Annotated in this window: 8 protein-coding genes; 6 read left to right on the forward strand and 2 right to left on the reverse strand. The window is 60.3% G+C overall.

Annotated features, from left to right (window positions below; genetic code table 11):
- Positions 1-158 precede the first annotated feature (158 nt).
- The 4 genes from GGD50_RS17600 to GGD50_RS17615 all read left to right on the forward strand — a co-directional run bounded on the left by GGD50_RS17600 (position 159) and on the right by GGD50_RS17615 (position 13338).
- Positions 159-12176: a two-partner secretion domain-containing protein gene (locus tag GGD50_RS17600; protein WP_183938622.1), complete on the forward strand. Its 12018-nt coding sequence runs from the start codon at positions 159-161 to the stop codon at positions 12174-12176.
- On the forward strand, positions 12173-12571 hold the full coding sequence (locus GGD50_RS17605) for a hypothetical protein (protein WP_210318878.1): 399 nt from the start codon (positions 12173-12175) through the stop codon (positions 12569-12571). The genes GGD50_RS17600 and GGD50_RS17605 overlap by 4 nt, the downstream gene beginning before the upstream one ends.
- A 144-nt stretch (positions 12572-12715) precedes the next feature.
- Positions 12716-13012 (forward strand): hypothetical protein, encoded by a 297-nt coding sequence (locus GGD50_RS17610; RefSeq protein WP_183938623.1) that lies wholly within the window; start codon positions 12716-12718, stop codon positions 13010-13012.
- Positions 13009-13338: a hypothetical protein gene (locus GGD50_RS17615; RefSeq protein WP_183938624.1), complete on the forward strand. Its 330-nt coding sequence runs from the start codon at positions 13009-13011 to the stop codon at positions 13336-13338. The genes GGD50_RS17610 and GGD50_RS17615 overlap by 4 nt, the downstream gene beginning before the upstream one ends.
- Positions 13339-13561: 223 nt before the next feature.
- Here GGD50_RS17615 and GGD50_RS17620 read toward each other — a convergent pair whose 3' ends face one another.
- Positions 13562-14122, reverse strand: a complete 561-nt coding sequence (locus GGD50_RS17620) for a PIN domain-containing protein (RefSeq protein WP_183938625.1) — start codon at positions 14120-14122, stop codon at positions 13562-13564.
- A 14-nt stretch (positions 14123-14136) separates the two neighbouring features.
- Positions 14137-14442, reverse strand: coding sequence for a hypothetical protein (locus GGD50_RS17625; protein WP_183938626.1), 306 nt, complete (start codon positions 14440-14442; stop codon positions 14137-14139).
- A gap of 604 nt (positions 14443-15046) precedes the next feature.
- On the opposite strand from GGD50_RS17625, the gene GGD50_RS17630 reads away from it, so the two are divergent.
- Both GGD50_RS17630 and GGD50_RS17635 read left to right on the forward strand, forming a co-directional pair.
- Entirely contained in the window at positions 15047-15340 is a 294-nt protein-coding gene (locus tag GGD50_RS17630; protein WP_210318879.1) for an antitoxin of toxin-antitoxin stability system, read from the forward strand.
- Positions 15337-15630 (forward strand): type II toxin-antitoxin system RelE/ParE family toxin, encoded by a 294-nt coding sequence (locus GGD50_RS17635; protein ID WP_183938627.1) that lies wholly within the window; start codon positions 15337-15339, stop codon positions 15628-15630. The genes GGD50_RS17630 and GGD50_RS17635 overlap by 4 nt, the downstream gene beginning before the upstream one ends.
- Positions 15631-15798: the final 168 nt, after the last annotated feature.

The raw sequence follows: 15798 nt of genomic DNA on the forward strand, positions 1-15798 counted from the left end.
TCCATATCCGTGTGGTGAATTGACGGCCGCCACCAAGTCCATCAAGACAAACCATCAATAGGGTGCCGCATGACGCGGTCCGGGCGAGGCAAGAATAGGCGACATTGTCCTGCGAGATCCGCAGAGGTGGCCTAGCCTCAAAAGGGCGAGAGCGTATCGTGCGTAAACATTCAGGGCAGGATTCCAGCAAATCGTTCAATGAGCGGATTGTTTTTCGGTCGACGGCAAGCAATGCCATTCACCGGCTGGCGCGCCTCGGACAGCAATCGCTGGCCGTCACCCTTAGCGCGCTTCTGTTTTTGCAGCCGGCGATTGCCAACGCCCAATCCGTCTCAGCTAGTACGACGGCGCCCGCCGCCAACCAGCCAAGCGTCGGTGCTGCTCCGAACGGCGTACCGCTCATCGATATCGTCACGCCGAACGCCGCCGGCCTGTCACACAACAAATACGACAATTTCAATGTCGGAACCCAGGGCGCGATCCTCAACAACTTCAAGGGCGAGCAGGGCACCTCGAACCTTGGCGGCGTCACGCCGGGCAATCCCAACCTCAATGGCTCGAACCCGGCCTCGGTCATTTTGAACGAGGTGACCAGTTCCAATCGCTCGGCGCTGAATGGTCCAATAGAAGTGTTCGGTGGTCGCGCCGACGTCATAGTGGCTAACCCCAACGGAATAACCTGCAACGGCTGTGGCTTCATCAACACGCCGCATGCCACGCTGACGACCGGTGTGCCCACGATCGGCAGCGACGGCAGCCTGACGGGTTTCACCGTCAATGGCGGTGATGTCATCTTCGAAGGAGCAGGGGGTAACTTCGCTGCCAGCCCCGGTGCCGTCGACCTGTTCGACGTCGTTGCGCGCAACATCCACGTCAACGCGCCGATCTATGGCAAGACCGTCCGTCTGACGGGCGGTGCGAGCCAATACAACTATGCGACCGGTGAGGCCACAGCGCTGACCGCCACCTCCGGCACGCCGGAATATGCGATCGATGGCACGGCGCTTGGCGCCATGCAGGCCGACCGCATCAAGATCGTCGTCACCGAGAAGGGTGCCGGCGTTAACATGAGTGGCGACATGGCCGCCAATGCCGGCGAACTGTCGCTGTCGGCCGATGGCAAGATCTCGATCGGCAATGCCTCGGGCAGCCAGGGCGTCAGCATCACCTCGAAGCAGAAGATTACGGCCGCCAAGGTGAGCTCGAAGGCGAAGGTCGCCATTCAGGCCGATCAGGGGATTACCCTGCAGTCGGTCGCGGCCGACGACGATATTACCCTGTCGAGCGGCAGCGGCCTGTTGAGTGTTTCGGGTGACAGCAACAGCGCCGCCAATCTTGTGATGAGCTCGGCCGGCGGTATTGCCGCCGCCAATGTCACGGCCGGTGGCACGGCGACGCTTTTGGCCTCTGCCGGCAATATCGGTTTGACGGGATCCGCCAACAGCACGGGTGCACTGTCGATCACCGCGACCTCCGGTTCGATCTCGGCCGCTTCACTGCTGAGTTATAACAATATCGGCCTCAATGCCGGCCTCGATATAGCCGTTGCCGGCACAGTCTTTGCTCAGGGTACAATTGCCGCCACCGGCCGGTCGATCTCGAGCGGCGCCACCGTCTCCGGCCTCGACATTGCCGCCACCCAGGCGGATGCGGCGGGCAAAACCGTGCTGGCGAGTGCTGCCGACCTGCAACTGATGGCGACCGGTGGCGCGGTCAATGCCGCAAGCCTGCTCTCCTCCGGCAACATCACGGTCGATGCGACGTCGCTGACAGCCCAGAATATCACAGCGCATGGTACCGTCGGCATCAATGCTGCCACCAATATTTCCGGACAGCTTCTCGCCTCGGGCGATGTCGCCATCAACGGCCAAGGCATTCAGGCGGCAACAATTGCTTCGGGCGTCGATTTTACCGCCACCGATGCAGCGGGCGGCACTATCGCTCTCGGGTCCTCCGGCACGCTCGATCTGACCGCCGGCGCCGGCACGACCGACGTCGATACCCTGCTGTCGGCCGGTGATCTGACGGCCCAGGCGGCACTGCTGCAGTCAACCAATATCACCAGCCACGGCAATGTCGGCATCGATGGCGGCGTCGATGTCAGCAGCCAACTGCTTGCTGCCGGTGCGATCACCATCAATGGCAACACCAATGGCGTCAGCGCCGATCTTCTCGCCTCCGGCGTCGATTTTGCCGCGACCCAGGCGGCCGGCGGCAATATCGTGTTGGCGAATAGCGGCGATCTGACCATCAACGACAGCGCCGGCGCCATAAAGGCGGGCACCATCCTGTCGGCCGGCACGATCGATGTGGTCGGTCAGACGATCACTGCCGACAATATCACCGGCCATAAGGACATCACCCTTGCCGGCACCACCAGCACGACGGCCGGCAGCGGTGGTATTGACATCAGCGGCCAGGTCCTCGGGGCCGGCAATGTCAACCTCTCCGGTTCCAGCATTGCCGCCGACGCCCTCGTCTCCGGCGTCGATATCGCCGCCACCAATGCGGCCGGCGGCACGATTGTCCTTGGTACCACGGCAGCCGGAACCGGCAATCTGACATTGACCGCGTCCGGCGCGCTCAGCGCCGGAACGCTGTTGTCGTCAGGCGATCTTACTGCCAGCGCCGCGACCATTGCGGCCGACGATATCTCCGCCCATGGCGACATGATGCTCGGTGGCGCAATCGGCACGACGACCGCAAGCGGTCGCGTGGACGTTACCGACCAGATCCTTGGCGCCGGCAACATATCGATCACTGGCCAGAGCTTGTCCGCGCAGACCCTTGTCGCCGGCATTGACTTTGACGCCACCAATGCTGCCGGCGGCACTGTCGTGCTTGGCCAGGCGGGTGATCTATCGGTCTCAACCAACGGTGCTGCGGCGGCATCGACCATCGAGGCCGCCGGTACGATCGACATGACTGCGGCTTCCATTGCCGCCGACGCGATCACCGGTCATAAGGACATCACGCTTTCTGGTGCGACCAATGTCACTGGCCAAGTTCTTGGTGGCGGTGACATCGGCATATCCGGCTCCAACATCACCGCCGGCGCGCTCGTTTCCGGCGTCGACTTCACGGCGACCACTGCTTCTGGTGGCGGCATTGTGCTCGCCAGCGGCGGCGACCTGACGCTGGCCTCGACAGGCGTGCTTGATGCAGGCACGTTGCTATCGGCAGGCGATCTCAGTGCGAGCGGTAGCACTGTCACCGCCGATTACGTCACGGCCCATGGTGATGTCACGCTCGGCGGCGCCATCGACGTCAGCGGTCAGATCCTCGGTGCCGGCAACGTCTCGATCACCGGCCAGAGCCTGTCCGCTCAGACCCTTATCGCCGGCATCGACTTCGACGCCACCAATGCTGCCAGCGGCGATATCGTGCTTGGCCAGAGCGGCGACCTGACGGTTGCGGTCAATGGTGCAGCCGCCGTTTCGACCATGGAGGCCGCCGGCACGATCGATGTCGACGCGGGGACCGTGACCGCCGATGCGATCACCGGCCACAAGACTATCACCCTTTCCGGCGCGGCTGCGGGCGGCGTTGATGTCAGCGGCCAAATCCTTGGTGGCGGCGACATCACCATCTCCGGCCCGAGCATCGCCGCCGGTGCCATCGTCTCCGGTGTCGATTTCGCCGCAACATCCGCCGGCAGTGGCAATATCGCGCTCGCAGGTAGCGGTGACCTGACGCTTGCCTCGACCGGCAATATCGATACCGGCACCCTCCTGTCGGCCGGCGATCTCAATGCCAGCGGCGCCATCGTCACTGCCGATGCGGTCACGGCCCATGGCGATGTGACGCTTGGCGGCGCCATCAGCGTCACGGATCAAATTCTCGGGTCCGGCAACGTGTTGATCACCGGCCAGAGTCTGTCAGCGCAGACCCTCGTTTCCGGCGTTGATTTTACGGCAACCGCCGCCGCCGGCGGCAATATCGTCCTGGGATCGTCCGGCGTGACGGACTTCACCCTCTCTGGCAATGCCGTAGCCGGCACCATCCTCTCGGCTGGCGACTTTACGGCGACAGCAGCCGAACTTCAGGCCGACAGCGTCACCGGCCATGGCAAGGTCGGGATCAACGGCAATGTCGATGTCACCAGCCAGATTCTCGCCGCCGGTGATCTGACACTGAATGGCGGCAGCATCAGCGCACCCACCCTGATCTCCGGTATCGACTTTACCGCGACCACGGCGGCCGGCGGCACTATCGTGCTCGGATCATCCGGCGCCATGAACCTCGCTGCGACCGGCAATATCGTCTCGCAAACCATGTTGTCGGCTGGCGACTTTACGGCACACGCCGCCGATCTTACCGCCGACAGCATTACCAGCCACGGCAAGGTGGCGATCACCGCCAGCGGCAATGTCGACGTCACGAACCAGGTGCTTGCTGCCGGCAACCTCGCGATCACCGGCGGCAGCATCAGCGCGCCGACCCTGATCTCCGGCATCGACTTTGCCGCCACCACTGCGGCCGGCGGCAGCATCGTGCTCGGATCATCCGGTGATTTGAACCTTGCCGCCTCTGGCAGTATCGCGATGTCAACCATGCTGTCGGCCGGCGATATCGACGCCAGTGCTGCCACCATCTCCGCCGGCGCCGTCACCGCGCGTGGCGATGTCACCCTTGCCGGCAGCAACAGCGTTGCTGTCACCGGCCAGCTTCTGAGCGCCGACGATGTCTTACTCTCCGGTCAGACCGTGCAGGTCGGCCAGGCCGTCACCGGCGTCGACTTTGCCGCCACCAGCCAATCGTCCAACGGCGCCATCGCGCTCGGATCGGGTGGCGATCTCGATATCGTCGCTGCAAGCGCCACGGCCGGCACACTGATCGTCGCCGGCAATCTCGATGTGGCGGCAAGCGCCTTTACCGGCGGCAACATCACCAGCCACGGCACCGTTGCGCTCGGTTCGACCACCAGTCCCGGCGCGGTCGCGATCAACGGCCAGCTTCTCGGCGGAAGCGACGTGTCGATCACCGGTTCCGGCATCAGCGGCAATGTCATCGTCGCCGGTGTCGATTTTGCCGCCACCAGTCAGTCCGCCTCCGGTAACATCGTTCTCGGCACTGCGGGTGATCTGACGCTGCAGGCAACCTCCGGCGACATTGCCGTCAACAGCCTGATGGCCGCCGGCAGCATCACCGCCAATGCGGCGAACAATGTCAGCACCAACGCCGTTGCCCATGGCGACCTGACAATGACCGCCGGCAATGCCGTCACTCTCACCGGCCAGTCGCTGGCTGCGCGCAACGCCACTCTGTCCGCCCGGTCGATCACAGCGGATTCGCTGGTGTCCGGCGTCGATTTTGCCGCCACCAATGCGGCTTCCGGCGGCAGCCTGATGCTGCAGCATACCGGCGCGATGACGCTTGCCGCCTCCAGCGGCAGCATCAGCGCCCACGTATTGCTCTCCGGCGGCAGCCTTGCCGCAACCGCAACGCAGAACATCGGCTATGCCAGCCTGCAGAGCCTCGGCAATGCCACGCTCACCGCACCCGGCGCGATCAGCTATACCAGCACCACCCGCGTCGGCGGCAATCTCACCCTCAACACCGGCGCTCTCGATCTCTCCGGCAACCGAGGCAGCGCGATTGCCGGCGCCGGCACCTTGATCGTCAACGCCTCTTCCGCCAATCTTTCCGGCAGCAATCTCGTCTTCGGCGGCCTGACGCTTAATCTTTCCGGCAATGCCGACCTCTCCAATGCCGACGTCAGTGCCGTCACCAATGGTGGCGCTTCCGGCGATATCGCCATCTCCGCCGCCGGCCTGACCACGACGGCCGGCACTTCGCTGCTGGCCGCGCACGACCTGACGCTCAGCCTGCCGTCGCTCGCCAATACCGGTCAGCTTGCTGCCGGCAACGATCTCACCTTCAATATCGCGGGGGATTTCTACAACAGCCCCTCCGGCCTGGTCTTTACCGGCAACAACGCCAGCTTCTTCGTCGGCGGTGTACTCACCAATGACCAGGGGGCCATCCTTGCCGGCAACGGTCTTACCATCGCAGGCCCGGGCGGCGGCGGTCGCAATGGTGCCGTCGTCAACTCCGCCGGCCTCATTCAGTCCGGCGGCGATATGTCGATCCTGACCAATGGGTTGACCAACACCACGACCTCCGGACCGGTGATCCAGCGCAATGTGCAACTCTCCAACACCATCCTCAGCGCCTATGATCTGATCACCGAGACCTACAAGTGCGAGACGCGGTGCGGCACCGGCTCGGGACAACATGAGCCGACCTATGCCTGGACCGAGACCGTCGATCATCTGGTGAGCCAGATCGTCACGCAGGATCAACTGATCTCGGGCGCCGGCGCCTCGGCCAAGATCCGTGCTGGTGGTTCCCTGACCATCAATGCGATCAATCTGACCAACGCCTATAGCTCGATCGAGTCCGACAGCAACATGCTGTTGACCGTCGCCGGCACGCTGACCAATGACGGCGTCACGCTGAACCGCACCACCACGACCACCTGCGACAGCGCCACCCCCTGCCAATATTATCCTGACGTCATCACCTCCGACACCACGCAGGGCGGTCCGGATTGCAGCGGCCCCAACAACCCTTGCATCGGCAGCAGCGATCCGTCGCTTACCTATTCCGACAACCCCAACGGCAATCGTGACGCTTCCAAGGATCTTGCTGCCGGCTCGACAGTGAGCCTGCAGGCGATCGGCGCCATCTCTGGCGTCATCGAGGCGCGCGGCGCGCTGACCATCAATGGCGGCGGCACCGTCAACAACGTCGCTGCCAATGGCTCGATCGCCGGCGGGGTTGCCATCGATGCTGCGGCGACGACGAGCAACCCGCTTGGCGCCTTAAACAGCATGACGGCCGGCGGGGCGCTGTTCAACGTCAACGCTGCACTCACCAGCGTCGCCGCCAACGGCAGCGCCAGTATCAGCAGCGGCCCGTCCTTGACGGGTGGCAGCGCAACGATCGGCAACGGCCCAACGGTCAATGGCAACAGCCTGACGGCCGCCGGCAGTCCCTCGATCAATGGCAGCAGCCTGACGACCGGCGGCGCTGCGATCAGTTCCAACAGCCTGATGGGCAAACTGACCGCCGCCATCGGCAGCAGCGGCAACCTTGCCCAGATGCTGCAGGTAAACGGCGCTCAGCTTGCCTCGGTCGCCAAGCCGCAATCCGGTGGCGTCGGCGGCACCGTTCCCGGCCAGGTCTTCCTGTTCGAAACGCGGGCCGCCTTCCTCGACGTCTCGAAGTTCTACGGCTCGGGTTATTTTATCGACCGCATCGGCTATACGCCGGAGACCCAGGTCCCCTTCCTCGGCGACGCCTATTTCGACAACCAGCTCGTCGACGAACAGATGCGGCAACTGGTCGGCGATGGCCTTGGCGCCGGTTCCTTCATCCCCGGCAACAACGCCACCGATCAGATGAAGACGCTGCTCGACAATGGTGTCGCCTATGCCGAAGCCAATGGCCTTGCCCTCGGTCAGGCGCTGACACCTGGGCAGGCGGCGTCACTGACCCAGTCGATCGTCATCTACCAGACCGAGATCGTCGACGACGCGCAGGTGCTGGTGCCGGTCGTCTACCTCTCGGCCGCCGACCGCGCCAAGGTCAACAATTCTGCCGCGGTCATCGCCGGCAACACGGTCAGCATCGATGCCGGCGCGGTCAACAACTCCGGCGCGATTGCCGCCGCCGACGGCATGACCATCAATGCCACCGACATCAAGGCCAATGGCGGCGTCTTCCTTGCCGGCGGCAACATGAACCTCAATGCCAGCAACGGCATCACGCTCGCCGCCCAGACGATGAACATCGGTGGCCAGACCGTCGTTGCCGCGAGTGGCGGCATCACCGCCGGTGGCAATCTGAAGGTCGATGCCGGCGCCGGCAGCCTGACGCTCACCGGCACCAAGGTCGCCGCCGGCGGCTCGGCCGAGCTTTCCGGCAAGACCGTGACGCTTGGCGCCGTCAAGCAGGACAATGGCGGCACTGAGGCCCTCATCGGCACGACGGTGACGACAGGCGGCAATCTCACCGTCGCCGGCACGAGCGGCGTCAACATCATCACAAGTTCCGCCAAGGTCGGCGGCGACCTATCCGTTCTCTCCTCGAACGGTTCGGTCAACATCATCTCCGCCGGCGTCGAAAACACCGTCCTCAGCAAGGACCGGCTGAGCCTTGCCCAAGGCGGTACCGTCACCACGACCACCAGCCAGATGCAGCAGGGCTCGTCGCTGATCGCCGGCGGCGGCATGACCGTGTCGGGCAATCAGGGCGTGCTGATTGCCGGCTCGGCGCTCGATGCCAAGGGCAATCTCGACATCGTCTCGACGAACGGCAACATCGCGATCACGGCGACTGAAGATCAGACCACCAGCCAGTCGAAGACGATCGCCGGTATAGCCACCGGCTACAAGGGCGGCAGCGCGTCCTCGACTTCGGTCACCAGCAACGGGTCGTCGATCACCTCCGAGAACGGCAGCGTCACGGTAGAGGCCGACAACGGAGCGATCAGCGTCATCGGCTCCGATGTCGCCGCCAAGGGCGGCACGGCCAATCTCACCGCCAAGGGCGATATCACCATTGGTGAGGCCACCGACAGCGCTTCTTCCTCCAGCAAGTCCGGATCGAAAAAGGCGAGCGAGGCGACGACCACGGCTGAGGGCTCGTCGATCTCGGGTCAGACCGGCGTCACCATCACTTCCACCGGCGGCAACGTCACCATCTCGGCCTCCGACGTCACCGCTGGAGATGCGACCCATACGGCGGATGCCAAGATCAGTGCCGCCGGCAACATCGTCATCGCCTCCGGCAAGGATACCGACGAGACCACCTCCGACAGCAAGTCTAGCGGCTTCCTGTCCTCGTCCAAAACCCATACCCACACCTATGACGAGGACACTGTCGGCTCCTCGATCTCCGCATCCGGCAACGTTAACGTCGCCGCCGGTGGTGAGGCCATTGTCTCGGGCTCCAATATCGCCGCTGGCAATGATCTCAGCCTCTCCGGCTCGACCGTCACCGTCATGGCAGCCGAGGAGGAGCACGAGAGCGACAAGCAGACCAAAAAGTCCGGCATCGGTGTGGGATCGGGTGGCGGATTCATCTCGATCTATGGATCGAAGGACTCGAAGAGCAGCCAGAGCGAGACCGACAATATCGGCTCGACGCTGTCGTCGGGCGGCACGACGACGATCACCTCGACGCAAGGCGACGTCAACATTTTCGGCTCCTCGTCACATTCAGGCACGGGCACGGAGATCTCTTCGGCACGCGATGTGAACATCGCGCCGGGCGCTGAGGAGCAGTCCTCCTCCAGCCAGACCAAGCGCTCCGGCTTCGGCATCAACGTCTCCGTCGGCGACGGCAGCGTCTCGGTTGGCATCGGTGTTGGCACCTCGGAAGAGAAGCGCTCGAAAGATGCCAACATTAATGCGGTGAGCTCGCTCGACAGCGATGGCGGCATTACCATTCTCGCCAACCGCAACATCAACGATCAGTCCGGCCAGATTGCCGCCAACGGTGCGATCGACCTGGTCGCCGGCGACAGCGTCAACATGCTCTCGAGTAACGATGTCACCAACGCCTCCGAGATGCAGAAAAAGAGCTTCGCCGGTGTCAGCATCACGGTGTCGTCGCAGCTGATCAGTGCGGCTCAGTCCGGGGCGCAGGCGGCCAGCCTGCTTTCGGGCGATAACGGCGTCTACGGAATCGCGCCTGCGGTGCTGGCCGGTGTGAAGGGTTATCAGGCGATCACGTCGACCATGACCGCTATCAAGGCAAAGCCGGACCCGGACACCGGCCTGCGCCCTTCAGTCGCGCAGGTTTCGTTGACAGCTGGCTACAGCTTTAGCGAAAGCTCCTCGGAATCGACGACCTCTATTCCGGTTCCGCCCACAATCCGGGGCAGCTCAGTCACCATCATCGCCCAATCCGGCGATGTCCTCGGCCGTGGCGTGCAGATCAGCGCCGGCGTCGGCAAAGACGGCCAGGCTACGACAACGTTCGATGATCCCGACAACGGCAATGTGCTGATCTCGGCGGCTGGTGATGTCGACCTCGAAAGCGTACAGGCAACCAGCGACGGCAAGAGCAACAGCAAGGCCGGCAGCGTCAGCATTGGTGTTGCCGCTGGAATTGACGCCGGCGCCAACATCCTGGGCGGCGGTCCAACCGCCAACGCAAGCTACAGCTCTGGCAAGGAGACCAGCAATTCGGTCACCCAGGTCAATTCGAATGTCAGCGGCACGAACACGGTCACGATCGTTTCCGGCGACACGCTGACGCTGGCGGGAGGTGTGCTCTCCGGCAACACGGTCAATGCCAGTGCCGCCAATGGCATCGTCATCGAAAGCCGCCAGGACATCGCATCCTATAACGAGAAGACGAAGAGCGCCCAACTTGGCGTCAGTTCGGGTGGCATCAGCGGTGGCTATAACCAGGGCACGATCACCGGCGATTACGCGAACGTATCGCAGCAGAGTGGTATCTTTGCCGGTTCCGGCGGCTATCACGTTTCAACCGACGGCACGATCGAGCTTGTCGGCGGTTTCATCGGCTCCAGTGCAGATCCCAAGAACAACGATCTGACTGCCAATCAAATCCTTTATTCCAACATCGACAATTCGATGTCGGCATCTTCCACCAGTTACGGCTTCAGCCTGATCGGTGCCGGTATTCCCGTCCCGGTCGTTGGCCAGCCGGCCAAGCAGGACGATCATGGCGAGACGCTGGCGACGATCACGCCCGGAAACTGGAACCTGACGAACCAGCAGCAAGACCTGTCTGGGCTCAACACTGACGCCTCTAAGGCCAACACTCAGGTCGATCCGTTCGATATCGATAAGCTGAAGGCCCAACAGCAGAGCGCAGCGGCACTCTCGCAACTTGCAAATATGGCGATCGGCGAGCTCGCTAGTCGGATGCAGTGGCCTGAAGGCAGTCCGGAGAAAGTTGCGCTCCATGCCGCAGCCGCTGCCCTAGTTGCGCAGCTTGCCGGCGGCAATCCGGGCCAGGCTGCGGCGGCGGCCGGCTTGGAGGAGCTCGCCAACGGCATCCTGCAGCAGGTGTTGGACGCCAATCCCAATCTCACCTACGCGCAAAGGACCGCGATTGGTGAATGGGCCGCGGCCTTTGTCGGCGCCGTGGTGGGCGGCACCCAAGGCGCGGCCGCGAGCCTCGACAATTTCAATAATAACTATCTTAAGCATGACGAGCTTGCACATCTATTGCAGGCGCTTCGCGATTGCGGCGCCGACGTTGCCTGCAAGCAAGAAGCAGCAGCAGCCGCCCAACAACAATCCATCACCAACTCGATCGACCTGCAGAAGTGTGGAGATCTTGCGTGCTTTGAAGCCGCCCAGAAGGAAATGGATCTCAACAGTCAGTTGTTGAATGGTGATACTGGCGCACAAGACTTGCTTGCCAGCGTAAATGTTAGATCAGGCTTGAGCTGGTCGAATGCCTATGCTGACGTTTTCGGGACATCTGCTGTCCCGGGCCGAGCTAACTTTGATCAGGAGTATGTTTATCTCGCCACTAATATATTAAACGGAACGACAACCGGGCCGGCGTATCGCACGCCAAGCGTTACGCAAAGGTGGGATCAACTTCAGGCCGCGAGAGCTAGTGGAAACACCGACGCCATTGCGGGCGCACTGCAGGATTATATTTCCACCGTTGATGGCTATAACCAGCTTGCGGTGCTCTCCGGGCTTGAGGCAGTAGGAAACATAGGAGGCCTAGTCAGCGAAGGTGTCTTCACAACTGAAACCAGCAATTCAGGGCAAGGTGCAGTTGCACATGCTAATTTCGCCCAATCGTCGATTAACTCCGCTGAAAAGTTTAGTCCCCAGGGCGTGACCAAATACAGTCAACTTGCAGGAGTTCCCATAAACACGGTCGATGATTTGGCGGCTGCAATCAAGAGCGGACTTATCAATGCACGACAGCTACCTATTGATTATGTCATCATGAGTGACGGCACACAGCTCATCTTAAATACTCGTACCTCTGTTGCCCTGAGCCGCGCAGGAATTCCGCAATCACAATGGTATGGTACGAATCAAACTCAGGTGCAGGTGCCGAGCATGCCTGCAGGAACAACGTATAATGATCTGGCTGCCGCTCAATTGGTGCGAAACAAGCTACCGCCGAGCGGAACTCCAAACGTGCCGAAAGGTTCTAAATGATGAAAATTGGCCACGGAGTCGAAGTTCTCGACCTTTATGAATGGCTCCCGGGACATGGCGAAACCAGAGTAGAAATACGAATGGAAGGAGCCGAACTTATTGTCGCCGTTACGTATGACGACGAAGCAATAGAACGTGAACGTAAGCTGCGCTTTTCTTCTGTCTGCTCCTTTTACCTGCAGACTTTTCCTGGACCTACTATGCTTGGCATAGAAACCGGTGATGCGAATCCCATCTTACGTGGTGTATTGGTAGAGTATCCTGACTCCGAAGCGGCTGCTGCTTGGAGAAGACACTTTAATCATTCGAGGTCTGTTCGGCATTACAGCATCGCATTCTTAGCGGAGAACCTTCTGCTGGCTGTGTGGGCAGATAGCGTTTCGGTCAGCAAATGACTTAGCTTTGCATTGGTCTGCGGGTCACAAGGCTAACGATGATGATCAACCCCAAGGCACTTTCCAGCCTCATAGTGGTGTTGAGACTGATGAGGGACTGTCGCAGGAACGACAACCAATTGTGTGTCATGTGTGAACGCATTTATGGCAAGACTGGCCGGCGATGCTGACGCTGTTGCGACACCCGGGGTTGCGCAAGATGCTTGGTTCCTCAATGTGTTTGGACTTAGAAAGCCAGCAACCGTCGACGAAGCAGTTGCGAAGATCATCAAATACGACGAACCTTACGGAGCCGTGGTCATTGATCAAGGTCCTGACGTCGCTCGCCATGTTGTGGGTTTCATTAATCAGGGCGGCAATGTGATTTTCGTTGATCCGCAAATGGGTAAAATCGTAACCCTTAAGCCAACTCTTAAGGTCGAGGTGGGAACTCCTCCGTGACAGCACAAAAGCCAATCACTTTACAAGAGGCACGCGGGATAGCGGCTGATGAAGCAAGGCGCATCATTGGCGAATTCCTGCCGAAATCTGGTATCAGCTCAATCTTGGAGGATGAGTATGTTGAGAATGACGATTGTTGGATTTTCTTTCGGAATAGACAGATCAATGTTCCCGTTCCAAACAGGACAATAGTCGCGCACTGGTCCTTTGCGGTTAGTAGGTTTGGTGAATATTTAACAGTTCCGGACAACTACGGGGACGCTGCCGCGATATCCGCGCAACTAGAAAAACTTTCAGCATATTATAAGTCTCACGATTTTCCTTAAAGACCGTTGGCTGTCCAGTGGTCAACCAGGTTCAATACAGCCCAGCAAGCACGGCCTCCGAGCATGCCGGGCAATACTATAAGTTTAGCTACTCTGACGGGGCAACCGTTAAGGTTATAGGGTGACTGGGTGGCCGGAAACCAAATCCGGCGCCGTCGTCGCGATCGCCTGGATTCCAGGCTTCTCGTCATAGGAGACGATCGCGACCGGCTTGCCCGATTTGTTACCAAGGGATCCATCCTCGCCAATGTCCAGCAATATTGGTCGCGCCAATTGTGACGAGGACTAACCGACAGCTCAACTGGCTTCCACCGTCCCGCCCATACCACCTCTGCTCCTTCGGATTATAAATCCCGGGAATTGAGTGGTACTTATTGATCAACATGAAATCCTTGACGTTCATCGTAGCAATAGCTGCGCCACGCGCAATGGCCACGGCAGCGGTTTGGATGTCTTGGCTCGTTCGAGGTGTCGCTGCACCTCGTCGCGGCAGGCGCAGACCATTTAACCGTCTGTTGCCCTCCAAGCGGCCCCATGTTTCCAGGATATCAATCGTGGGCTCAATCACCGGCAATTGAAGAAGTTTGTGGTACCAATTGCTGAGCCTCGCGGCTTTCGCTGGGTCGGAAGCGGCGATATTTGCGATCCCGACCTGTGCTTCGAAGAGCACTGCGGCCGGGATGTAATATTCGTCTGCCATCTCCAAGAAATCCAGAACGGCTGGATCCGGGCGCGGCTTGGTAGCTTCACTGACCACGCAGGTACCTAGCAAGAATGGCAACATCAGCCTTTCTCCTTCTACACTCGGGTCTGGAAAGTTGCGCCCCATTGGCCTTGGTTATAATCCGCAAGCTGCGCGGGCTTTGAGTGCCAGCGATGCTCAATCGGATTATAAATGCCGGGCAGGGGGAAATATTTATTGATCAACGCGAAACCTTCCACCTCCATCGTTGCGATTGGGAGTTGGGTCACTAAGTACCACTCTTGCTGAGCTGCCGCTCTAACCGGATCAACAGCATCAGTTCGCGCTATATCAGCTTGCAACTCGACGAGCACTCCTCCGGGAATGTAGAAGAGTTTCGTTTCCTCAATAAATGAAACCACAGCCGCATTCGGTCGTCGCTTTCGCAACTCCCGCAATACGCAGGTTGATCCTTCGAACCTGTCAAGCTGCTTGCCGGGCGGGCTTCACCTATAAAAATCGTATGGCCCGCCCCGCTTGCAAGATTCTACGATTTGCTGATCAGTCTGCGTCAACGTATAGGGTCTCATGAGTAAGCCCATGGCCAAGATGGACATCCGCACGTTCAGAGCCCCAATAAACACTTCGGCACTCAGTGCCATTTTTTAACCGGGCTTTCCAAACGCCGTTCGGTGGCGGTGTACGTAATGCCGACAAAGGTTGATCTTGCCGGCAACTTCCCTGGGATTTCCCACAAGGCATGCCATCGAGCAAAAGCTAAAGCGGAACGGCCAACAAACGAAGGTGCAGCACGAGGCTTCACTTTGAGGCAGCACGCCACGGGTAGGCATAACGCTAGAGAAGAGCGGCCGAGAACTGCGGAGCCCGTCAGGGCAAGCACTCCCCGATTCTGGTCAGAATACCTTCTGGACCCGAAAGCGCGTCGATCTCCTTTTTACGGATGCCAAACCTTGATCTGAGATAATGCTTTGGTATATACATGGTATAGCAATATGGGAGCTTGTCATGTCGACAAAAGCCGTTTTCACAATGAAACTGGAACCGGAATTGCGCGATACGTTCATGGCCGAAGCCGCTGCGGATGACCGGCCGGCGGCCCAGGTTCTGCGCGAGTTGATGCGCGAATACATCAACCGCCGCCAGCAGGCGCGCCAGTACGATGATTACTTGCGCCGCAAGGTGGAGATCGCACGCGAACAGCGTAATGCAGGCATGCATGTGTCCAATGAGGACGTGGAAGCCGAAGCGACAGCACGCCGCACGGAGCTACGACGCCGGATCGATGAGGCAGATCTGTGAAAGTCCGATGGATTGCGGCGGCGCGACAGGATCGAGGTGATATTGTCGATTATATCGCAGTCGAGAACCCACGCGCGGCGCTCAAGATGGACGAGCTGTTCAGCGAGGCGGCTGCAAAGCTCGGCGATTTTCCAATGCTGGGCCGCATGGGGAAGATTCCCGGAACACGTGAATTCATCCCGCATGAAAGCTACCGGCTTGTCTACGAAGTGGACGAACCAGCAAACACGGTATGGGTAATGGCGCTCGTGCATACCGCCCGCCAGTGGCCACCGGCCGGCGAAGATTAATCGGCTTGCCCATCTGAAATGCGCCCCGAGCCTAAAGCAAAAAAATGGGCCGCCGGAAGAATCCGCGGCCCTTATACCGAAGCCTGATGAGGTCGACTCACGCGATTCCATTTTTGGGCAAATCATGATTCAACATGGCGAAAGGAGATTTCGCCATGGGAACAGCAT

Source organism: Martinezella paranaensis, from assembly GCF_014200235.1.
Classification (GTDB): Bacteria; Pseudomonadota; Alphaproteobacteria; order Rhizobiales; family Rhizobiaceae; genus Rhizobium; species Rhizobium paranaense.

What these genes read in the sequence shown, in the direction of transcription:
- GGD50_RS17605 (WP_210318878.1), top strand. Translation starts at nt 12,173, where the DNA reads ATGATGAAAATTGGCCACGGAGTCGAAGTTCTCGACCTTTATGAATGG.
- GGD50_RS17610 (WP_183938623.1), top strand. Translation starts at nt 12,716, where the DNA reads ATGGCAAGACTGGCCGGCGATGCTGACGCTGTTGCGACACCCGGGGTT.
- GGD50_RS17620 (WP_183938625.1), bottom strand. Translation starts at nt 14,122, where the DNA reads ATGTTGCCATTCTTGCTAGGTACCTGCGTGGTCAGTGAAGCTACCAAG.
- GGD50_RS17630 (WP_210318879.1), top strand. Translation starts at nt 15,047, where the DNA reads ATGTCGACAAAAGCCGTTTTCACAATGAAACTGGAACCGGAATTGCGC.